The following is a 22,308-nucleotide window of genomic DNA, read 5'->3' as shown; positions in this document are numbered from 1 at the left end:
ATAGAAGGAGGAAATAGGAATGCTTGTTGAAAAAGAACAGTTATTGATTAAATCATTACAGGAATGCATGATTGTTTGTAATCATTGCTTAAATGAATGTTTAACAGAAGAGCAGGTAGCACCAATGCTTGATTGTATTCATATGAATAGGGAAAGTATTCAATTTTGTAGTTACTTAGAGCAGGCAATTATCAGAAAATCTCCATATGCAAAAGAATTTGCAGAAATATGCCTTTCTGTTTGTGAGGATTGTGCAAATGAATGTAAGAAACACGATCATCGCCATTGTCAATATTGTGCAGAAATCTGTAAAGAGTGTGTAGAAGCATGTAAAACATTTTTAGAAGCATAACAGGTTGTAATAAAGACTTAGCTCTTTATTGAAAGAGAAAAAAATTGGTTTTTCGAGGAGGCGGTTCGAAACAGTTTTAAGCGAGCGACAGCCTCGAAAAACCATAATTTAAAAAAAGAATTTTTCTCTTCTGCTTTCATGACAACTTCCTGTACTCATTTAGCTAACAACATTTCTAAGTAATAATAATTAACTCATCCTTTTCCTCAAATTCAAATGAAGACTTTGGATTTAGATAACTAGTTCCCCCACGTTTGACCCCTAATAATAATTTACCCTCAGCTAATAAAAAATTGTTTAAAGTCAGATAATCAACTAATTCTTCCTCTATATTCTTCACTGGAATAAATTGAAGCTTTTTATCCTTCAATTGATTTAAAAGCTCTAAAAATGCAATCATCGTATCTTGTGAATTTAAACTGTTGTGCATAACAAAGCTAGTAAGGCTGTTTGTTTCAATTATTTCATCTGCACCAGCTCTTTTAGCATTTTGTATTTGTTCAGCAGTAAGTATTTCAACGATGCAAGGTACATTTGCATTTAGTCCTTTAATAGCAAGTAAAGTTAAAATAGTGTGCATATCTGCTTGTAATTCTTCTTTGTTTTGATCTGCTGTTAAAATGACCTTACTAGCAGTCATGATATTCGCTTTCAATAGGACACTATCTAAATTAGAATTCCCTTTTACAAAATGAATAGTTTCTGGAACTGGATTTGTTGCTAAGGACTCATCGATTAAAGTAATTGGAATGTTTTCGCGATCTTTAATGATAGAATGGATGATTAGTTTGGACCGTTCATTCCAGCCGACAATTATCAAGTGGTTTTGTCCTCTATAAGTGGTTTTTCCTTCCAGATACGCGTTTTGTTTAGCCACAGCTGCTGTTGCCAATGTTACTAAGTAGGTAGAGAGAAATCCGACGCCTGTTAAGATTAACAGCATGCCGGTTATTCTCCCAAGAACGGTAATAGGAGCATAATCGCCATATCCAACGGTAGAGGTAGTAATAATGGCCCACCAAATGCCTTCAAATAAAGTGGGAAATGTTTCTGGTTCCACTAAAGTGATAAAGCAGCCGAATAGGATTATAATAGTTAAGGAAATCGATAAAACACGAATACTTAACGGTAATCTTAAAAATCTAGAAAGCATAGAATTAGGCAAAGTAAACACCTCATAATAGTTGTTATCCTTTGCATTATTGACCAATAAAAAAACTTTCATAATCAATGAAAGTTTTTTATCAGGATATTTTTAAAGTTGGATATGATAAAAAGAAGCAATTGTTTTCTGTTCTTCTTCAAAGTTTTTATAGTCGTTCAAGTTAGAGAGCATGCCTTTAATTATGGGTACTCTTGGTTCATCAGCATGAATCTCTGCCATTAATACTTCTAGTGTTATTTCTATCTCTTGTTTGTTTGCTCCATGCTCAATCTTACGTTGGATGGAGGCAATAGCATCTAGTATATCTTGATGGCTATGTTCCATAAAGTTAATTTTAGGCTTTTTAATTATATATTTTAGAAAAGAAGTAGAAAAGAGTGGATGCTCATTATTTTTGTCCATATCTGTTATAATTGAATCTAATCTTTTTAATAAGTAGATGGAAATATCCCTTGTTGAGACATTAATAGGCTCTAAAATCACAAGTTTTAAAAAAGAATGAATAAGGCCATCTTGGATCATAAGCAAATCTAAAAGGTATTGCTTTTTCTCTTCCCCATAAATAGAGTGGAGTCCTTGGAGATTATAACTTTGAAGCTCGGACTGCATTTTTACTAACAGATCTTTGATAGAATTATTTAAGGGAATAGCTTGTTCTTTTGATTGCATGACAATAAACTCTTTATGTTTTAAAGCATGATTAAACATAAAGGTAAGCTGATCGATGTATTTTTCTCTTGCAGGGATTCGCCTTTGACTTATTTCTTCCATAGTAGTAATCAATTCATCGTAGTAATATTGCATAATTTTATAAAGAAGAGAGTCTTTTGATTTAAAGTATAAATAAAAGGCTCCTTTTGATATACCGCAATCACTTGCAATTTCTTGCACTGATGTAGAAGAAAATCCCTTTTGAGCAAAAAACTTTATGGCAGAATCTATAATTATTTTTTCTTTTTCTTTCACGTAATTTCCTCCTGAACGTATAGGAAGTACACCTTGACTTATTGGTCATCTTTTTCTAATATATGTGACTAATCAGTCAAATTATATAGTAATTGAAGGAAAAAATCAATGTATAGGGCTTTGCTTCTTCTTAATTGAGGGAAGTAGTTACGAATTGTGCGAAAAAAAGATTTGCTATATGATTATACGCATAAAAAGATGAAGGGCGAAAGTTGAGTAATCCAATTGGTTTAAGTTAATTAAATCGAGCTGATTCCTTGACGAGCGTTTCTTATAATAATAAACTTACTTACGTATCGTAAGTATCAGTTTGTCTACATTCTTTATATTTTACATATAGTAAGTGTAAAGAACTTTAATAATCAAAAATTCTATACCGATAAGAAATAAAAGTAAGAACATAACAGAAGATAAAGGAGATTTTGTAATGGATCAAAATGTTATCGATCTTCTTCAAAATAAGATGGAAATAATCGCATTTAATGAAGAACAGAATTTAAGTTTAGTTGGACCAGTAAAATTACCAGTTCAATTGGACGATCAAGTAGTGACATTTCAATGGTATACATGGTTACCGATAAAGAAGGATGAAACGAAAGAGGAAGTACTTCGTTCTTTACCGAGTTTACATTTAGCGGATTATCAACAATCCTCTGTTTTAGTATACGGTGACTTCAAAAATGCAGAAAATGCATTAATACGTATGCATAGTATATGTCATACTGGCGACATTTTTGGTAGTAAACGTTGTGATTGCGGATATCAATTAAAAGAATCGATGCGCATGATTGTAGAGAATGGAAATGGAGCTCTCTTTTATTTAGCTAATCATGAAGGAAGAGGTATTGGGCTATTTACTAAATCCCTTGCTTACCTTTTACAAGAAAATGGTCTAGACACTGTGGAGGCAAATCTCGCACTAGATTTTCCTGATGATTTAAGAAGTTATGAAGCACCGATTAAAGTACTTCAAGCCCTTCGACAAAAACCAGTTAAATTAATAACTAACAATCCAAAGAAGCTTGATGCACTTAAAAAACTTGGTCTTACAGCAGAAGAAAATATTCCCTTATGGGGGGATGTCTCAACTTATAATGAGAATTATTTAAACACGAAAGTGAATAAATCTGGTCATATTCCCTTGAAAAATACAGTGACCATTTAAGGAGAATAAGGTATGAAGCATGATCAAGATTATATGAGAATAGCGTTAGACCTTGCAGCATCTGCACTTGGTAAGACAAATCCAAATCCAGTTGTGGGAGCTGTCATTGTAAAGGACGGAGTAATTGTCGGAACTGGCCTCCATCGCAAAGCAGGAGAGCCACATGCTGAGGTCCATGCTTTTAAAATGGCTGGAGACCATGCAAAAGATGCAACTCTTTATGTGACGCTAGAGCCATGCTCACACTATGGGAAAACACCACCTTGTGCACTTTTAGTGAAAGACTCTGGAGTGAAAAGAGTGGTAGTAGCCACAGAAGATCCAAATCCGCAAGTTGCTGGACGAGGTATTAACATCTTGAGGGAAGCAGGAATTGATGTAGAAGTTGGTGTTCTAAAAAAAGAAGCCCAGCAATTAAATGAACGTTTTATTCATAATATGATACATGAAAAACCTTTTGTCATATCTAAGGTAGCAATGACCTTAGACGGCAAAATTGCTACCCATACAGGACATAGTCAGTGGATTACAGGAGAAGAAGCAAGAAAAGAAGTGCATCTTTTAAGAAATGAAGTAGATGCAATCTTAGTTGGTGTTGGTACTGTGCTCGCTGATAATCCTAAATTAACAACTCGATTAGAGGGGCCATCAAAGAATCCAATTCGGATTATTTTGGACGCAAATTTAAGAACACCCCTAGATGCTAATATTACTGATTGTAGGGAAGCAAAAACAATCATTGCTACAAGTGCTACCCTTCAATCAGAGAAAGCAGCTGTTTTAAAAGAAAAGGGTGTAGAATTATTCACAGTTCCTTCTATTCAGGGGAAATTAGATTTGGAGATAGTTTTAAAGGAATTATATAAACGTGGAGTTACAGATATTCTTCTTGAAGGTGGAAGTGAAGTAAATGCAAGTTTTATGCGTCAGCAACTTATTCAAAAGTATTTAGTATATATTGCTCCTAAAATAGTAGGTGGTGCCAATTCCTTTACACCATTTAAAGGGGAAGATATTGATACAGTAGATGAAGCAGTTTCCTTAAGATTTGAAAAGACGGAATGGGTGGGCGCGGATATGAAAATAACTGCTTATCCCGATATAATTAAATAGTGTTTCTACGGAGGAAATAATGAAGTTTGGTTTTGATATAGACGATACACTTATCAATTTAAGACAACATGCTTTTGAACTTTATAATCATAAGTTAAAGAAAAATATTCCATTAAAAGACTTCCATGCATTAAAAACGGTTGAAATTCACGAACCATTTGGATTAAATGCTACTGAAGGAAAGCAGCTTTGGAACTCTCTTAGAGAAGAAATATATTTTACAAATTGTCCTCCTTTTCCAGATGCCATTGAAGCACTAAATGAACTTGTTAGTAATGGTCATGAGGTTTATTATATTACAGCACGAAAAAAACAATTTGCCGAAAAGACGAAAGATTGGATGAAGCAAGCAGGGTTTCCGGTGATTGATAGTCATTTTTTTTGTGGAATGGAAGATCACGAGAAAATTTGTATCATCCAGGAGCTTCAATTAGACTACTATTTTGATGATAAACCTGCTGTCCTAGAAACGCTTCAAGGATATACCACAAAGCTGTATGTAAAGGATCATCCCTATAATCAACATTTAGAGGAGTTGAATAGAATAAAGGAGTGGAACCAGCTGCGAGCTTTGTATGAAAGTTAATAGGAATAGAAATAGCCTGAGTGCCTCATTCAGGCTATTTCGTATATTAATTTACCTTTCATAGCTCATGTATTTATCTTTTTCTATGATATGAATTGCCAACCCTTCTTTTAAAGAGCTTTTTAGCTTAAATGAGGAGCAATGAATCCTCCGTATAGAAAGGCTATTATTATAACTAGGGCAGGATGTACCTTCCACTTCTGCAGTAATAAAAAGGCAATGACAGCAATGCAAACAGATTGAATGATACCGATGGAATGATAGGAATCTTGAAACATTTCATAGGTTAAAACCAACATTAATGCTGTTATTACAGGCTGTACAAGAAGCGTCATGCCTTTGACAATCTTCGAATTTTGATGTTTTTTCATTAATTTTAATAAAAAAATAAGAGCAACTGCTGAAGGGAGAATAGTTGCCAATAAAGCAACAATAAATCCACCCCATCCTCCAACTCCAAAGCCTACATATGCAGCTATTTTGGTAGCAATTGGTCCCGGCAGAGCATTAGCAAAAGCGAGCATATTGGAAAATTCAATGTTGGATAACCAATTATATCGATTAACTATCTCCTCATACATTAAAGGAATAGAAGCAGGACCACCGCCATAACCTAATAAATTTGCTACAAGAAAACTGAGGAAAATACTTACAAAAATCATCTTATATGCCTCTTTCTTTGTTATGTAGAAGTTTATCTTTTAATTTAAAATGGAATGCTCCATAGATAAGAAAAATAAGTACAACAATACCTGGATGTATGGAAAATACTTGTAGCAATAGAAGGCAGACAAGTGTTAATCCAATTCCAGCATAGATTCCTAATCCTTTGACCGCCTTTTCTCCAAACTCATATGCCATTAAGCCAAGCATAACGGCAATGACAGGAACGACTGCTCCAATCATACTTGTTATTATTGGTGAATGACTGAGGATAGAGATAAAGGAAAATAAGAATACCATTGCTAAACAAGTCGGTAGTATATGAACGATTACGCTTATGATTGCTCCGATTATCCCTTTTTGATGATAACCTATATAGGCAGCTAATTTTGTGGCAATAGGTCCAGGAAGTGTATTCGCAATTGCTAAAGCATCCCCAAATTCATCATTAGCCATCCACTTATATTTTGTTACTGCTTCGTGACGAAACAGAGGAATAACAGAAGGACCACCACCAAAGCCGAAAATGCCAGCCCGAAGCATGCCTAGAATTAAATCTTTATACATAAAGATATATCTCCTTTCTTAACAACTCTAACGATAGTAATGACACGTAATTATCTTACCACTAATTTTATATTTTGTTTAAGGAATATAGAAAGCATGTATATGTTTTATTACTCTTACTCATTGAAAATTAAACCAACATATATTAAAATAATAAAAATATATTTAAGTTAAAGTTATTATCATCTAGCTTTCGTAAATAATTCTTCATTATACCCTTTCTATTTTGGTTATTCTTTGATTTACTTCAGGAAATAAAGTTCTTTATAGTAGAGTTTTTAAGAAATTATAAAATAGTTTCATTCTTTTCAAGTGGTAGTGGCTTAATTTTAAAAATGTGAATATTCAGAATAAAAAAGGGGGATTCAGACTTGAGAGCTAAATTGGAGAAAAGGATTAGAATTTCTGCCAAAAAAGAGCCAGCTGATATAGTAATTACAAATGGTAAAATTGTTAATGTTTTTACAGGAGAACTAATGGATGGGGATGTAGCAATTGCAGATGATAGAATAGCAGGAATTGGAAGCTATAAAGGGAAACAAATAATTGATGCCGAAGGCAAATATATCGTTCCGGGCCTCATTGATGGCCATGTACATATAGAAAGCAGTATGCTTACACCGCAAGAATTTGCCAAAATATTATTATTGCATGGTGTAACGACTGTTATCACAGATCCGCATGAGATTGCAAATGTGGCAGGGGCAGCGGGGATTCAATATATGCTGGATGCATCAGAAGATCTTCCGATAGATATTCGTGTCATGTTACCATCTTGTGTTCCTGCAGTTCCAGAGGATTCAAATGGAGCAACACTATATGCAAAGGATTTAGCACCCTTTTATTCATATGATAGAGTACTTGGCTTAGCAGAAATAATGGATTTTCCATCTGTTTATGAAACGCAGTCAGATATGATAGATAAATTTATTTTGACAAAAAAACAAAATCGTTTAATGGATGGTCATGCTGCTGGAATTGAAAGAGAGAAATTAAATGTATATAGCGCAGCTGAAATTCGAAATGATCATGAAGCAACCACACTACAAGAAGCAAAAGATCGGTTAGATTTAGGAATGTATCTGATGATAAGAGAGGGAACGGTTGCGAAAGATTTAAAGGCTTTATTACCTGCAATAACAATGAGAAATTCGCGAAGATGTTTGTTTGTAACAGATGATAAATTGGTAGATGATTTAGTGGAAGAGGGGAGTGTAAATCATAGCGTACGATTAGCGATACAAGAAGGACTAGATCCGATTATTGCTATTCAAATGGCCACCATTAATGCTGCCGAATGTTTTCAGTTAGATTCGATCGGGGCAGTTTCTCCAGGTTACCGCGCAGATTTTCTACTTTTAGATAATCTTGAGGAATTTTCCATTCATAGTGTATATAGAAATGGTCAATGTGTGGTGGAAAAGGGAAAATTAAGAAGAGAAGTGGAACGCTTCAAACCATCCTATTTGGGTACGAATTTACCGACAATAAATTGTGCAAAAGTGTCATCAGCTGACTTAAAGCTACCATTAACTTCTGAAAGATGCCATATAATCGAAATTATTCCTAATAGTATTGTAACGAAGGAAGTAATCGAAAAAGTACCAGTAGTAGATGGCTATTTTCAGCCATCATTAGAAAAGGATCAACTAAAACTTGTAGTAGTCGAGAGACATCATCAAACTGGGAATATTGGAAAAGCGATTGTGAAAGGATTTGGCTTTAAAAGAGGTGCAATAGCCACGACCATTTCTCACGATTCCCATAATATTGTTGCAGTTGGCACAAACGATGCTGATTTACTATCTGCTATTCAAGAGTTACAAGAAATAAAGGGAGGAATCGTTGTAGTATCAGAAGGTAAAGTTGTAGCGACACTTCCCTTACCAATAGCTGGATTGATTTCTGATCAAGATTATTTAACCGTGTACGAACAACTAAAAATATTAAATCATAAGGTCCAAATTCTGCAAGGGTATGATACCTTTAATCCATTCTTAACTTTATCTTTTTTATCATTAACGGTAATTCCTGCCTTGAAATTAACAGATAAAGGACTATTCGACTTTCAATCATTTTCCTATAAAGATATATCCCTTAATTTATAATAGATTTTTTTATTTTTTAATCTTTTGTTCATTATTTGTTCATAATTATTCGGTATTCTATAAACAGGTTAAGAGTTTCCCCTCTTAAAATATATTTTACCCGAAAGAGATTTCGGGTTTTTTTCATACCTAAAATTAAGGCAGCGGTTAAAAATTACGATATTATCCATGTTAGTTAAAAATTGTATGTTTAAACTTGCTAAAAATAGAGAATAATTTTATAAAGGTATACAAATTAATAATATAAGCATAGAGGTTATAAGAAAATCAGTAATAATGAAAGCGTTTTCTAATATAATAAATGTATAGATCTACTTACTAATAAGGAGTGGATAACGATGGAAGAACAAACAAACTTTTTTAATGGACTAAAATGGGGAGTTATTATTAGTATCCCATTATGGATTTCTTTTTTTGGATGGATAAAGTTACTTATTAATTTTACGTAAATATGGAAGTCTAAGTAAAGGCTATTAGGATATAAGGATAAAAAAGCATCGAAACCGATTATGCCTTCGATGCTTTTTTGTATTAAGCTTGTGGAATTGGAGGGTCAATTCCGAGGACTTTTTCGCCGTTAACTGTTAACCAAATATAGTAACGGTCAATTTCTTTACCAAGGATTTTTTCGATTTTCGCGATAACTTTTTCTTGAACATCAAAAGAAATCTGGGCAGTTTGTTCACCTAGTGGTACATTTTTGAGTCCAAGTGCATCTGCAATTTGTCTTGCTTGATCATAAGAGACTTCGATGTATTTGTCATACTCAGGTAGGTAAGCAGCTTCAGCAGGCTTTACTTGAAAGGATACAATTAATACTACAGCTAATAAACTCCATACTAATTTTTTCATAAGCTCTCTCCTTTTTCATATTTAATTATTTCTTCTTTTAGTGCTATAAAAGTATCGACCACTTTAGGGTGATACATAGTACCCCGGTTATTTAAAATTTCTTGAAAAGCTTCTTCGGCAGATTTGCCCTTTTTATATACTCTGTCTGTAGTCATTGCATCAAAGGAATCAACAACTGATATAATTGCAGATTCGATGGTAATCTCATCTTCTTTCAGACCTTTTGGATAACCTTTTCCATCATATCTTTCATGATGCTGTTCAACAATTAATGCAATTTCATTTAATAGAGGGATGTTCGCTTCTTCTAATAACTGTCTTCCAAATGTGGTATGTTTTTTCATAATCTCCCATTCTTCACTAGTTAACTTACTAGGTTTTTGAAGAATTTCTAATGGGACTCTAACCTTTCCAACATCATGAAAAAACGAGGCGAGATTTAACAGTGTAATTTGTTTAGTGGACAATTCTAGTGCTTTTCCCACCAACATGGAATAATGTTTAATTCTTTCACAATGATCAACGGTATAGCCATCTTTCTCCTCAATAGATATGGCTAATTCCATTAAATCTTTAGAAAGTTTGCTATAATTATGAAAAACTGGCTGACTTGTTACATATATAAACTCAGTTTCTTCCTGAGAATAAAAATTGGTGAATTTCATTATGGGACTCTCAGAGAAAGATTGTCCAGTACTTAATTCGATTGTTCTTTCATCCGTATGATAAAGTAATTTTCCAGAGAGTATATATATAAATTCAAGACCAGTCCAATTCTCTTCCGGGCCAAGTGCCCAACTAGAACCGGGTTGTAATTTATGATAGATTACTTCGGTTCCATCTCCAGCGGCCATTAACGAAATTTGGAGACCTTTAAAATAAACGGTTTCTATAAACTCACCTGCATTCATGATGCCCACGATTTACTCCCTCTCTCTATTTACAATAAAAATAGATTAATATAATCTATAAAAATCTCAATTATAGTTATTTTAAATCATAAATAATGTTATTTTAATAGGTATATTAGATTATATTATATTTATCGTGTTAAAGAGAGTAGATTATCGAAATTTGTAAAACTCAACAAAAATATTGTAACAAATGTTGTATGGAAATAATAGCATTAAATTACAAATTATCTGAACAACGATAAAATATGGAAAGAATTAAAAACGGGAAAAAGGAGTTTGTTATTTATTAAGTGCTAACAAAAATCAAAATCAAATCTTTGAATAACTTTTCTGAATAATATATAATATAATAATGTAAAAGGGCTGACCTAATACAAAGAATTGATCTTGTACAGGTCAGCCACTTAAATGGTTGTTTCTCAGTTTTTATCCTTCATTACTTTAATTATTTAACTAGTTTTGGTGGAATTTCCACTTGGTTGTTACCCATATCCTACTATGGGTGAGTGGATATTTCTGTATCTATTAATTATTGTCGTTACGTGAATTTCCACCTTTTCGACCAATTTCTTGGTAGAAGTCTTTATCGTGGTTTTCAGAAGTAGCTTCTCCACCCTTTTTACCGATTTCTTGGTAGAATTCCTTGTCGTGGTTTTCAGCAGTGGTTTCTCCACCTTTTTTACCGATTTCTTGGTAGAATTCTTTGTCGTGGTTTTCAGCAGTGGTTTCTCCACCTTTTTTACCGATTTCTTGGTAGAATTCTTTGTCGTGGTTTTCAGAAGTAGCTTGTCCACCTTTTTGTCCGATTTCTTGATAAAAATCCTTGTCGTGATTTTTAGAAGTAGCTTCTCCGCCTTTTCTACCTGCTTCTTCTCTGCTCATTTTGTTGTCTGCCATTTCTATCACTCCTATTAAAGATTTTTAATTAACGTTACATTGGTTATATAGCCGAATTTGAACATAATAAACATAAATATATATTTTTTGGTATAGAAAATTTTGGTAAAGGGGAAAATGTGAATGAAAGTTACGAGAGAAAAATTTATGAAAGTAGTAGAGGTTGCTGAAGATTTAGGATGCAAAGTTGTATATGATTCGACAAAAAAAATTAGTTTTAATACAAATATGTATATAACGGTTCCTTATCAATTTTCATTGGAAAATATCTATGCACTTGCACATGAAATTGGCCATGTTATTGATTATGTCAATGGCGACCTCGATCATGATAAATGGTTGCATGATTGGTCTTATCGTGTCAACGCAGAGATGAGTGCGTGGGTTCATGCCTATAAAATATTAGAGAAGAATGGAGTACCATTACATCATTGGCAGACACATGTAAATGCTAAACTAGCGAATTATTTTATTCTTCCAGAAGTAATCTAAACTGGTATAAAAAAGAGGCAGTTATTTCTTTTCCTTTTATTGAAGGAGAGGAAAGCTGCCTTTTTTAGATGAAAGAAAGGGTAGTATTTTAAGGATAAATTAAGAAGTTTTTGCCTCTCTAACGCGAAATGGATAGTGCATATGTTAGAAAAAGGGACTACTTTTGGAATAAGTTTCCCTAAATAAAATAAAGAAAATAGCTATTACAAAACGGGTATATGAGAACCATTTTAATAATAGCTACTTTCATTTTAATTGTTATCTTGCATATCTTTCGCTAGGAATCCTTGTTGTTTAATCATTTTAGCATTACTTGGGTAGTAGGATTTATCATAAAAGTTTGCAATGCGATTGGTCCATCCCACTGGGGTTTCCCCTCTGTTCTTTAAATACTCGCTGTATGTTTGATTATATTTTTCAAGCATTTCCTGTTGATTTCTATCATACTTTTCTTCATGAAGAACACCTTGTAAAGGTAATCTAGGTTTTAATCCGGGATCCCCATCAGGATATCCAAGGCAGAGTCCAGCAATTGGTATGACATAGCTAGGTAATTGCAAGAAGTCAATTACCTCTAAAGAATTCCGACGAATACCTCCTATGGGAACTGTTCCTAACCCGAGTGACTCGGCAGCAGTAATGGCATTTTGTATGGCCAGACCAACATCCGTAGCCCCAATTAAGAGCGTATCAACATCATCGATTGCTTTAAACTCCTTTCCTTCCATTTCACTAGCTAACTTTGCTCGATAGAAATCAGCACAAAAGATGAGGAAGACCGGAGCATTTTCAACATGCTTTTGATTCCCGCATAATTCAGCTAAATGTCTCTTTCTATCCTTATCTCGAACCAAGATGGCTGTAACATGCTGTCCATTAATCCAAGAAGGGGCACTTTGTGCTGCTTCCATAATTGAGTGCAGTGATTCCAAACTTACTTCTTTATCTTGATATTTACGATAAGATCGATGTTTTTTTAAATGTTGTATGATTTCATTCATCTAGTGATTCTCCTTTTTCGTATTTTCTTTATTTTAGCATAGCGAAAAGAAAAAATATCTCATTGAGCCAGATAGAGTCATGACAACTTTTTAGCATAAAAAAACCTACCAATAACAAAATAGGCAGGTTTTTGAATTTTATAAGAGAGATTCAGCGCCGTCTATATATACTTCTGTACCAGTAATATGATTAGATAAGTCAGAACTTAAGAAATAAACTAGATCAGCTACTTGTTGAGCGCTTCCAGATTGCTGGGACAATGGTTGGTTCCCGTCTGGATATTCAACAGGGATAGTTATTTCTTTTAAGTGTTCTTCATCTTTAAAAGTATTCTTTTCTATATTTGTATCGATTGCTCCAGGGCAGATCATATTGACTCTTATTTTGTATTGGGCTAATTCTAATGCCGCCATTTTTCCAAATGCCACTTGTCCAGCTTTCGATGTACTATAAGCAGACATTCCGAAGTTTTTAAAAATGCGATTTCCGTTAATACTGCTTGTTATAATAATACTGCCACCATTGGTTTTCATATGGGGAATGCTATATTTAACAGTTAAAAATGTACTTTTCAAATTTGTTTCAATGGTTGTATCCCATTCAGAGGGTGTCAGGTCTTCAATAGAAGACACTGCCCCGTTAATTCCCGCATTAATAAAAACTGTATCTATTCTATTCCATTTTTTTACGGTTTCCTCAATAGCCTGTTGAATGGAAGGAGGCTCTGCGACATTGGCTTCTAATGAGATCGCTTCTTGACCTTTTTTATTAATCGTTGCTTTCACTTCTTCTAGCTCATCAGCATTTAAGTCTACTAGTGCTACTTTCATTCCTTTATTTGCAAGTGAGATGGCTGCTGCTTTTCCAATCCCGGAAGCTGCCCCGGTAATTATCGCTACTTTATTTTTAAGGTCATTCATTTTAGTATCCTCCTCGATCAATATCGATAATGATATTGTTATTATGATAGATATAAGATACTAATATCCATTTTTAATGAAATAGAAACGTTTTATGAGTTGGTAAGTAAATAATTAAAATTTTAATACTAAATTTTCGAAAAAATCGTTTATATTCGGTAATATGGAGAGAAAGGAGATGATTTTCATTGAAAGCGATGATAATTGAAGCATTTGGTGAGTCTACGGTATTTAAGTTGAAGGAAATAGAAACACTTGATTTATTGCCACACCAAGTCCGAATAAAAGTAAAAGCTACTAGTGTCAATCCTATTGATATTAAAGTGAGAAGTGGAGCAGTACCAGGTGTTTCTCCGTCTTTTCCCGCTATATTACACGGAGATGTAGCAGGCGTTATTGAAGAAGTAGGAGAAGCGGTACAATCCTTTCAAATTGGTGATGAAGTATATGGATGTGCTGGCGGTTTTAAGGGATTACAAGGTGCATTGGCTGAATATATGATTGCTGATTATCGACTATTAGCACATAAACCAAGAAATATCACTATGGAAGAGGCAGCTGCAATCCCTCTTGTTGGGATAACTGCATGGGAATCATTATTTACTAAGGGGGGATTAAAGAAAGGAGATAATATCCTTATTCATGGTGGAGCAGGCGGGGTCGGCCATATTGCCATTCAGCTCGCTAAATGGGCCGGAGCTATTGTTTCTACAACCGTTTCAACCATAGAAAAGCAAGTGATTGTTAAAAAAATAGGTGCAGATCATATTATTAATTATCGAGATGTGTCGGTGAAAGAATATATTGATAAATATACGGATGGAAAAGGCTATCCATTGATCTTTGATACTGTCGGCGGTAGAAATCTAGACCAATCCTTTGAAGCAGCAGCTTTAAATGGAAGTGTCTTAACCATTGCTGCCAGATCAACACATGATTTAACTCCTTTACATTCAAAGGGGCTTTCGTTACATGTAACATTTATGCTTCTCAAGATGCTTAATGAGGATTCGCGAATAGAGCATGGGGATATTTTACGCAATATCACGAAGATAGTAGAAGAAAATAAGTTAAAACCACTACTTGATAAAAAAACATTTTCTTTCGAGGAAATTAGTAAAGCGCATGAATATTTAGAATCAGGCAAAGCTGTTGGAAAAGTAGTTCTTGTTAATAAATGGTAGGTTACATTTGTTGAGAAGCTTTGTATAAAAAATTCCGTAGATAACCAAAATACATACGTAGTGTATTAGGAAGGAGGAATCATCATGAGTTATCAAAAGCCAAACCCTGATAATCGTTCTGATAATGTAGAAAAATTACAGGACATGGTACAAAACACGTTAGAAAATATCGATAAAGCAGAAGAAACGCTGGTAAATGCGAGTTCTGATGAAAAAGAAATGATTCAACAAAAGAATAAAAGAAGAGAAGCTGCAGTTCAGTCGTTTAGAGAAGAAATCCAAGATGAAGCATCTGATAGAGAAAATGGGTATCAGTAAGTAAAAAGGATTAGAATAGGCTGCACGTTAGATTTTAACTTTATAGGATAGAATAAAGCTAATTATTTTGTTCTCGAAGAAATTAGCCAATTTATCTTATAAGGTGGAAATACTTTCGTGCAGTTTTTTATTTGTTTTGTGGCAATTTAGAAATTTCTCGGAATTTACTGCTGTAAAACGATTTTCATAGTAATATATATATGAATACTTTTATAGGAGAATTAAGATGAAAGCAGTTATTACTGGAATGGGAATAATAGGAGCAGGATTTTCCAATATAGTAGAGTTTATGACAGTGCTTCAAAGTAATAAAAGTATGTTGAAACAGGAGAAATATGAAGGGAAATACATATACACAGGTAGAGTGAGGGAAGAGCAAATAAACAAGGTACATAAAAGGCAAGAAAAAATGTCTAAACCTGTTCGTATGATTCTCCATGCATGTAAAGAAGCAATAGAACAGGCCAATATAAGCGTTAGAGACTATCGAACAGCGGTCATTGTCGGTTCTTCGGCTGGTGGCTTAGCAGAAATCAGTAAAGCCACTTTTTCTTTGGAAAAAGGCAAGAGGCTTTCTCCTTATACTATTGGAAATATGAATGCTAATTCTCTATCTTCTAGCATTAGTGCTTATTTGCAGTTAAATGGTATAGCATTATCATTGGCAAATAGTTGTACATCGGGTATAGATGCATTAAATTTAGCGAGAATATTAATTGAGTCAAATCAAATTGATGTTTGCATAGTTGGTGCTAGTGATGAATCAATTTGTGATCCTATAATAAAAGGGTTCCTTCCACATCGTGTTTTACAAGCTGGAAATAATCCTCAACCCTCTTTTGGGCCATTTTCAGGTGGGAAAGGATTTTCGATTTCGGAAGGAGCAGGTGTTTTAATTGTTGAAAATGAGCAAGTAGCCATTCAGCGTCATGCATCCATATTAGGAAAAGTAGAAGCTACAAGTGTAACACAGGACGCTATCTCTCCTTTTCAGTCAGACTCAACAGGTTTGCTTATGGAAAAAGCAGTTGCTGAATGTTTACAAGAGAATATGCCAACCTACATAAATAGTCAAGCTTTAGGAATATTGGAAAATGATCATATTGAAATCGGTGTATATAAGAGGTTTTTTGCAGGATCTAAGATTCCTATTACATCCATTAAGGGAACGGTCGGGCATGCAATGGGAGTTTCGCCGCTTTTTCAAATAATAGCTTCTTTAATAAGTATCAAAAAAAGCTTTATTCCTGCAACCATAAGTCAGGAAATATCTGATTATTATCGAGATTATCCAATAGTGACACAGCTAATTACAGAAGATGTTGATCGCGTTTTAATAACAGCACATGGATATGGAGGAAATAATGGGTGCGCGATGATAACAAAAGGAGGAGCATAAAGTGGAAGCTATATTATTATTGATGGTTTCGTTAGTTCCACTCATTATTTCTGTGACTATTATTTTTTATTCACAGTCTCAATTAACAAAAGCCTTATCTCTTTTCTTATGTATGCTCTCCTTCTGGCAAATGGATATCGCAGTTTTATATGCAGGAGATTTCTTAAGTCAGGGGACAATTGAACTCTTATTTAAAATATTCCGGCTAGGAACTATTTGTATAATGCCAGTTATGTATTATTTTTCATATTATTTAGTAAGTGAACATAAAGAGTTTAAACGATTTAGAGTATTGTTTAATAAGCCATTTTTATACGTTTTAATTTTATATAGTTTATTTGCCTATTTTATTAATTTTACTAGCCTTGGTGTGAAGGATTTTATTGTTATGGATGGAAATTTACTTTCTTCTAAGTATATTCTTCCTATTTACGGAAAGTGGAATGTATTATTCATCTTAAATATTGTTTTATTATATTTGAACACTATCATTTTATTGGTGATTTCCTTTAAAATTAGGGATCCCATTTATAAAAGCTTTTATATCAAATTTGTAATCGCTGTTTTAATCATCTATATTAATGGTGTATTTAGTGGTTTTATTTTTATTCCATTATTTTTCTCTAGTTTTAACTCTTTGATAGCGGCAGTTATTTTATTTTTAAGCTTTTTTCAAATGCAATCGACACATCTGAATAATATGAATGCAGAGTTATCGAGGCAAAGTGAGTTACTCGAAGCTATTATGGATATAAACCCGAATTATTTATTAGTTAAAAATAAGAAGGAACAAATAGTAAAAATGAATCCTTCCTTCTTAAAGCTATTATCGCTTGAAAACAATAATTGGTTAGGGCGTCCATTTTCTTATATAGAAAAACGTATTAATATGGAGACAGACGAACCGCATCGATTTGTCGATAGCAGCGGGAAGAACTATTTTATTATATGGGGGAAAAAGGAACTTATACATAGTACTGGAGAAGAATATCATATCTATTTTGGACATGATATTACGGATCAGAAGCATAATGAACAACTAATGATTTCTTCTGAAAAATTAAAAGTGGTAGGAGAGATGGCTGCCAGTGTTGCCCATGAAATTCGAAATCCGTTGACAACTATTAGAGGGTTTATCCAGCTTTTGAAGGAAAAAAACGATGCTTCTGGCTATGAAACGATATTACTGGATGAAATTGATCGGATTAATGAAGTCTTAAAAGAGTTGCTTATACTAAGTAAACCTGAGGCGAAAGAAAATGATAATAATGCTCTTCCGATTACAAAAGCATTTTTAGAATTAAAAAATCTAAAAGTCCTATTTCATGCCCTGGCTAATGAACAAAATAAAGAGATCATCTTAGAAAATAGAGAGAATAAAGAAATAATAGCTTCAATTGATAATTCTCAATTTAAACAAGTTTTATTAAATATATTGAAAAATAGTATAGAGGCAATTGAACCTCAAACAGGGAAAGTAAAAGCAATACTCGACCAAAAAGATGATTTTTGTAGAATTAGAATAATTGATAATGGAGACGGAATAAGTAAAGAAAGACTAGCTAGGATTGGAGAACCGTATTATACAAGCAAAGAAAAAGGAACTGGCATAGGCTTAACGATATGTTTAAAGCTTCTCAAGCAAAATAAAGGAGATATGGTAGTGAAAAGTAAAGAGGGATGGGGAACTGCAGTTACCATTGTCTTACCGTGTTTTCTTTAAAGATGTATAGAGAGTTGCGTAACAAATAAAAAGCGGATGTTTAAGGGGAAAACCCCTTTTAAACATCCGCTTTTTGAATCATTTCAATTAAGATAAGCGATTACTGTAATCTTCGAAGACAAACTGGCGAACAACTTTTAAGCCTTCTTCTTCATTATAAGAAGCAATAGAAGGTAAATTAACGCCGTTGAACATATGGTTTTTAACCATTGTATAGTGGGCCATGTCGCAGAATACAATTTTATCGCCAGGCTTTAGTGGTTTTTTGAAAGAATAATCCCCAATAACATCTCCGGCTAAGCACGTCATACCGCCAAGTCTATAGGTATATTCATTTTCACCAGGCTTCCCAGCATCAATAATATTAGGTCGATATGGCATTTCAAGTACATCTGGCATATGACAAGTTGCTGATGTATCAAGTATAGCAATATCCATTCCATTATGAACAATATCAAGGACAGTGGATACTAAGTAACCTGTATTCAATGCAATGGCTTCGCCTGGTTCTAAATAAACATCTACATTATATTTTTCTTTTATAAATAATATAGATTCAACTAAAGTTTCAATATCATAATCTGGACGAGTAATATGGTGTCCTCCACCAAAATTAATCCACTTCATTTTTTTTATATATTCGCCGAACTTCTCATCGACTACTTTTATCGTGCGTTTTAAAGTATCCGAATTTTGCTCACACATCGTATGAAAATGAAGTCCATCTATTCCATCTAATTCTTCTGGATTAAAGTTATCTAAGGTAATACCAAATCGAGAATAAGGAGCACATGGGTTATAAAGCTGTGTTTCAATTTCTGAGTATTCAGGATTGATTCGAAGACCTACATCAATTTTCTTCCCCGCTTTTTGAACCTTATCTTTAAATCGATTCCACTGACTATGCGAATTAAAGACGATATGGTCTGTATATTGAAGTAATTCATCAAATTCGCTTTCTGCATATGCAGGTGCATATGCATGTACTTCTTTTCCCATTTTCTCATAGCCAAGTCTAGCTTCGAATAACGAACTGGATGTTACTCCTGCTAAGTATTTACCTACTAGAGGAAATACAGAGTGCATGGAAAACCCCTTTAATGCAAGTAGAATTTTTGCCCCTGTACGTTCCTGTACAGACTGTAAAATTTCTAAGTTTCTTGTTAAAAGACGCTCGTCCACTACGTAACTTGGTGATGGAGCTTTTGTAAAGTCAATCTTTTTCATTTCATTCCTCTCAATCTATAAGAGTTGGAGAAAAGTTCTCCTGCCATGGTAATCCATATTTATTTAATGCATCCATGAATGGATCTGGATCAAATTCCTCTACATTGTATACGCCTGGACGCTTCCATTGGCCTTTCATGATAAGCATGGCACCAATCATCGCTGGAACACCAGTTGTATATGAGATTGCTTGAGATCCTACCTCGCGATAACATTCTTGGTGATCACAAATATTATATACATAATAAGTTTTAGGCTTTCCATCTTTTGTACCTTGAATGATACAGCCGATATTGGTTTTCCCTTTTGTTCTAGGTCCAAGTGATGCAGGATCAGGGAGAATTTCTTTTAAAAACTGTAATGGGATAATCTCTTTTCCTTCATAATTAATTGGTTCAATAGATGTCATTCCAACATTCTCAAGAACCTTTAAGTGGTTTAGATAATTATCAGAGAAAGTCATCCAGAAACGGATTCTCTTAAGTCCTTTAATATTTACTGCTAATGATTCTAGTTCTTCATGGTATAAAAGATAAATGTTTTTAGGGCCAATTTGGTCTAAATTATATTCTCTTTTTTCAGAAAGTGGTGGTGTTTCAATCCATTCGCCGTTTTCCCAATATCTTCCGTTCGCTGTAATTTCACGAATATTGATTTCTGGATTAAAGTTTGTAGCAAATGGATAGCCATGGTCTCCGCCATTAGCATCAACAATATCTATATAATTAATTTCATCAAAATGATGTTTTTGTGCATAAGCCGTGAAAACACCTGTTACTCCAGGATCAAACCCACTTCCAAGGAGCGCGGTTAAGCCAGCCTCTTCAAACTTTTGCTTATATTCCCATTGCCATTTATATTCAAATTTAGCTGTTTCAGGTGGTTCATAGTTTGCAGTATCTAAGTAATGGACCCCAGTAGCTAGACACGCATCCATTATAGTTAAATCTTGGTATGGTAATGCAACGTTGATTACTATTTCTGGCTTAAAGCTATTGATTAACTCGATTACTTCTTCTGTTTTATCAGCATCAACTTGAGCAACAGTAACCTTTGTTTTGCCACCATCAATTTTATCTTTAATTGCTTCACACTTTGAAAGTGTTCTGCTTGCAATGCAAATTTCTTCGAATACATCTGGTACTTGACAGCATTTATGTGCGACAACACTTGCCACTCCGCCAGCACCAATAATTAATGCTTTTCCCAACATGAATAACCTCCTTTAATACTACCTAAAAAATTTCAATAAGGCTGATTATACATAATGTGCGTCAAATAATCTATATAATCCAGTAAAATATAAAAAAAATTTAATGAAAATTTATAGACAGGAAATTCAGCTGTAAAATTAGGGAAGAAAAGGAGGGGGCTAACAAATGATTTATTGTGGGATTAAGAGGAAACCTCTCAGAGAATAGCTTGCTCTCTTTTAGAAAATAAAATAAAAAAAACGACTATTATCGCCGTTAGGTTATGAAAAATATGGTGGAGACTATCGGGATCGAACCGACGACCTCTTGCATGCCATGCAAGCGCTCTCCCAGCTGAGCTAAGCCCCCATAATAATATCTATATACATTATACAAAATTAAATAAAAACTTCAAGTGGTTGAATGAATTATTGGATTGGAATAAATAGAACCCTTTATAAAACTAAAAGATTAGCAGAATTTATTGAAAATGAGTATACTGAAAAATTTCAAGTTAATGAAGGAATAATATGTAAGGAAATTTCTATACCTATAAAGGAAGGTTCAAATGAGGGGTATATGAACCTTCTCCTTTTTAATGATTGAAATTAATTTAAACTCTCTATTTCAATTTCTTTCACTCCATGAATGTCAGAAACATCTCTATAAACATCTGTTATTTCTCTTTTTTGATCAACTATGATAATAAGGTAAATAGAATGTTCTCCCGTTTCTAAATCTTTAATTCGTATATGTTTTATTCCTGTTCTTAAATTACGTATCGCCTTAATAATAGTTGAGACATTTTCCTTTTGGTCAGCTTTTAGTTTTACTTTAATTTCTTTTTCTCTCAACTGACGAGGACCAATCATACTCATGAAAAATGGTATAAATTTAACACTAATTAATAGAAGGACAACCCCAATTAAAGCTTCTATATAATATCCTGCTCCGACTGCAATCCCTATGCCTCCTGCTCCCCATATTAAAGCTGCTGTAGTTAATCCAGAAATACTATCATTTCCTCTTCTCAGTATAACTCCAGCACCTAAAAAACCGATCCCAGAAACAATTTGAGCCGGTAAACGTAACGGATCCATTTGAATATTAACTTGATCGCTACCAGGAAATTTATAGGCTGCTTCAATCGAAATAATAGTTAATAAGCAGCTCACAATACTTATTACAAGACTAGTTTTTAGACCTACAGGTTTACGTTTAATTTCTCGCTCTAATCCAATGATCAATCCGAAACCAGCGGAAATACCTATTTTTAATAAAAAATCTATATTAATATCCATTCTATGTTTCCTCTCCTGTATTTAATTTATTGTAGTCAAGTGTCGTGGTTGATTATTAATTCTCACTATATAAAGAACAGGAAATTAAACAAGGCTACAAGGTGCTAGGGGAAATTATTGAAAACAATTCTACGATTTTTAAAAACTTAAAGTATAATATCCTATAACGGTTTATTGTAAACACTAAATATTAATTAAGTG

Annotated in this window: 23 protein-coding genes and 1 tRNA gene; 11 read left to right on the top strand and 13 right to left on the bottom strand. The window is 33.7% G+C overall.

Going from position 1 to position 22,308, the window contains the following annotated elements; all coding sequences use genetic code 11:
• Positions 1-19: 19 nt before the first annotated feature.
• Complete coding sequence (locus NSQ92_RS16305; protein WP_047942197.1) at positions 20-352, top strand: four-helix bundle copper-binding protein; 333 nt, start codon at positions 20-22, stop codon at positions 350-352.
• A 175-nt stretch (positions 353-527) separates the two neighbouring features.
• Here the strand turns inward: NSQ92_RS16305 and NSQ92_RS16300 are convergent, their stop codons facing one another.
• Positions 528-1,517 (bottom strand): potassium channel family protein, encoded by a 990-nt coding sequence (locus tag NSQ92_RS16300; RefSeq protein WP_341118290.1) that lies wholly within the window; start codon positions 1,515-1,517, stop codon positions 528-530.
• 90 nt (positions 1,518-1,607) lie between these two features.
• Positions 1,608-2,483, bottom strand: a complete 876-nt coding sequence (locus NSQ92_RS16295; RefSeq protein ID WP_047942196.1) for a TetR/AcrR family transcriptional regulator — start codon at positions 2,481-2,483, stop codon at positions 1,608-1,610.
• A gap of 427 nt (positions 2,484-2,910) precedes the next feature.
• Between NSQ92_RS16295 and NSQ92_RS16290 the strand changes: the two genes are divergently transcribed.
• The 3 genes from NSQ92_RS16290 to NSQ92_RS16280 are packed head-to-tail and all read left to right on the top strand — an operon-like array spanning position 2,911 to position 5,347.
• On the top strand, positions 2,911-3,648 hold the full coding sequence (locus NSQ92_RS16290; RefSeq protein ID WP_047942195.1) for a GTP cyclohydrolase II: 738 nt from the start codon (positions 2,911-2,913) through the stop codon (positions 3,646-3,648).
• A 12-nt stretch (positions 3,649-3,660) separates the two neighbouring features.
• A complete protein-coding gene (ribD, locus tag NSQ92_RS16285) occupies positions 3,661-4,761 on the top strand; it encodes a bifunctional diaminohydroxyphosphoribosylaminopyrimidine deaminase/5-amino-6-(5-phosphoribosylamino)uracil reductase RibD (RefSeq protein ID WP_061799018.1) in 1,101 nt (366 codons plus the stop codon).
• A gap of 19 nt (positions 4,762-4,780) precedes the next feature.
• The gene (locus tag NSQ92_RS16280) at positions 4,781-5,347 is read left to right on the top strand and encodes a 5' nucleotidase, NT5C type (RefSeq protein WP_047942193.1); all 567 of its coding nucleotides are present in this window, start codon (positions 4,781-4,783) and stop codon (positions 5,345-5,347) included.
• A gap of 122 nt (positions 5,348-5,469) precedes the next feature.
• Here NSQ92_RS16280 and NSQ92_RS16275 read toward each other — a convergent pair whose 3' ends face one another.
• Both NSQ92_RS16275 and NSQ92_RS16270 read right to left on the bottom strand, forming a co-directional pair.
• Positions 5,470-6,009: a chromate transporter gene (locus NSQ92_RS16275; protein WP_061799016.1), complete on the bottom strand. Its 540-nt coding sequence runs from the start codon at positions 6,007-6,009 to the stop codon at positions 5,470-5,472.
• Position 6,010: 1 nt separating this feature from the next.
• Positions 6,011-6,577: a chromate transporter gene (locus NSQ92_RS16270; protein WP_061799014.1), complete on the bottom strand. Its 567-nt coding sequence runs from the start codon at positions 6,575-6,577 to the stop codon at positions 6,011-6,013.
• A 371-nt stretch (positions 6,578-6,948) separates the two neighbouring features.
• Between NSQ92_RS16270 and ade the strand changes: the two genes are divergently transcribed.
• Complete coding sequence (gene ade / locus NSQ92_RS16265) at positions 6,949-8,685, top strand: adenine deaminase (protein WP_061799012.1); 1,737 nt, start codon at positions 6,949-6,951, stop codon at positions 8,683-8,685.
• Between the two features lie 531 nt (positions 8,686-9,216).
• Here the strand turns inward: ade and NSQ92_RS16260 are convergent.
• The 3 genes from NSQ92_RS16260 to gsiB form a co-directional block, all read right to left on the bottom strand.
• Complete coding sequence (locus tag NSQ92_RS16260) at positions 9,217-9,537, bottom strand: hypothetical protein (protein WP_047942189.1); 321 nt, start codon at positions 9,535-9,537, stop codon at positions 9,217-9,219.
• Positions 9,534-10,448 (bottom strand): HD domain-containing phosphohydrolase, encoded by a 915-nt coding sequence (locus tag NSQ92_RS16255; RefSeq protein WP_217275771.1) that lies wholly within the window; start codon positions 10,446-10,448, stop codon positions 9,534-9,536. The genes NSQ92_RS16260 and NSQ92_RS16255 overlap by 4 nt, the downstream gene beginning before the upstream one ends.
• A gap of 528 nt (positions 10,449-10,976) precedes the next feature.
• The gene (gene gsiB / locus NSQ92_RS16250; RefSeq protein WP_047942187.1) at positions 10,977-11,348 is read right to left on the bottom strand and encodes a glucose starvation-inducible protein GsiB; all 372 of its coding nucleotides are present in this window, start codon (positions 11,346-11,348) and stop codon (positions 10,977-10,979) included.
• A 123-nt stretch (positions 11,349-11,471) separates the two neighbouring features.
• Between gsiB and NSQ92_RS16245 the strand changes: the two genes are divergently transcribed.
• A complete protein-coding gene (locus NSQ92_RS16245; protein ID WP_341152957.1) occupies positions 11,472-11,840 on the top strand; it encodes a hypothetical protein in 369 nt (122 codons plus the stop codon).
• A 251-nt stretch (positions 11,841-12,091) separates the two neighbouring features.
• Here NSQ92_RS16245 and NSQ92_RS16240 read toward each other — a convergent pair whose 3' ends face one another.
• Both NSQ92_RS16240 and NSQ92_RS16235 read right to left on the bottom strand, forming a co-directional pair.
• On the bottom strand, positions 12,092-12,841 hold the full coding sequence (locus NSQ92_RS16240; protein WP_047942185.1) for an NADPH-dependent oxidoreductase: 750 nt from the start codon (positions 12,839-12,841) through the stop codon (positions 12,092-12,094).
• Positions 12,842-12,979: 138 nt separating this feature from the next.
• On the bottom strand, positions 12,980-13,762 hold the full coding sequence (locus NSQ92_RS16235) for an SDR family oxidoreductase (RefSeq protein WP_047942184.1): 783 nt from the start codon (positions 13,760-13,762) through the stop codon (positions 12,980-12,982).
• Between the two features lie 188 nt (positions 13,763-13,950).
• Here NSQ92_RS16235 and NSQ92_RS16230 point away from each other — a divergent pair, with 188 nt between their 5' ends.
• The 4 genes from NSQ92_RS16230 to NSQ92_RS16215 all read left to right on the top strand — a co-directional run bounded on the left by NSQ92_RS16230 (position 13,951) and on the right by NSQ92_RS16215 (position 18,386).
• A complete protein-coding gene (locus NSQ92_RS16230) occupies positions 13,951-14,946 on the top strand; it encodes a zinc-dependent alcohol dehydrogenase family protein (protein ID WP_047942183.1) in 996 nt (331 codons plus the stop codon).
• A gap of 84 nt (positions 14,947-15,030) precedes the next feature.
• On the top strand, positions 15,031-15,264 hold the full coding sequence (gene tlp, locus NSQ92_RS16225; RefSeq protein ID WP_047942182.1) for a small acid-soluble spore protein Tlp: 234 nt from the start codon (positions 15,031-15,033) through the stop codon (positions 15,262-15,264).
• A gap of 226 nt (positions 15,265-15,490) precedes the next feature.
• On the top strand, positions 15,491-16,663 hold the full coding sequence (locus tag NSQ92_RS16220; RefSeq protein ID WP_341152956.1) for a beta-ketoacyl synthase N-terminal-like domain-containing protein: 1,173 nt from the start codon (positions 15,491-15,493) through the stop codon (positions 16,661-16,663).
• A gap of 1 nt (position 16,664) precedes the next feature.
• Positions 16,665-18,386: an ATP-binding protein gene (locus NSQ92_RS16215; protein ID WP_053215670.1), complete on the top strand. Its 1,722-nt coding sequence runs from the start codon at positions 16,665-16,667 to the stop codon at positions 18,384-18,386.
• Positions 18,387-18,473: 87 nt separating this feature from the next.
• On the opposite strand, the gene nspC is transcribed toward NSQ92_RS16215, so the two are convergent.
• From nspC to NSQ92_RS16200, 3 genes are all read right to left on the bottom strand, one after another.
• Positions 18,474-19,613, bottom strand: a complete 1,140-nt coding sequence (gene nspC / locus NSQ92_RS16210) for a carboxynorspermidine decarboxylase (RefSeq protein ID WP_047942180.1) — start codon at positions 19,611-19,613, stop codon at positions 18,474-18,476.
• Positions 19,614-19,623: 10 nt separating this feature from the next.
• Complete coding sequence (locus NSQ92_RS16205) at positions 19,624-20,823, bottom strand: saccharopine dehydrogenase family protein (RefSeq protein WP_047942343.1); 1,200 nt, start codon at positions 20,821-20,823, stop codon at positions 19,624-19,626.
• A gap of 276 nt (positions 20,824-21,099) precedes the next feature.
• Positions 21,100-21,175 (bottom strand) — tRNA-Ala (locus NSQ92_RS16200).
• Between the two features lie 54 nt (positions 21,176-21,229).
• Between NSQ92_RS16200 and NSQ92_RS16195 the strand changes: the two genes are divergently transcribed.
• Positions 21,230-21,412 carry a hypothetical protein gene (locus NSQ92_RS16195; RefSeq protein WP_047942179.1) on the top strand — a complete coding sequence of 61 codons (183 nt, stop codon included), beginning with the start codon at positions 21,230-21,232 and terminating at the stop codon, positions 21,410-21,412.
• A gap of 2 nt (positions 21,413-21,414) precedes the next feature.
• Here the strand turns inward: NSQ92_RS16195 and NSQ92_RS16190 are convergent, their stop codons facing one another.
• Positions 21,415-22,107 (bottom strand): MgtC/SapB family protein, encoded by a 693-nt coding sequence (locus NSQ92_RS16190; RefSeq protein WP_047942178.1) that lies wholly within the window; start codon positions 22,105-22,107, stop codon positions 21,415-21,417.
• Positions 22,108-22,308: the final 201 nt, after the last annotated feature.

The sequence above is a fragment of the Niallia sp. FSL M8-0099 genome (genome assembly GCF_038006945.1).
Taxonomy (GTDB): domain Bacteria; phylum Bacillota; class Bacilli; order Bacillales; family Cytobacillaceae; genus Niallia; species Niallia circulans.
This window is presented reverse-complemented; position numbering and strand designations above follow the sequence as displayed.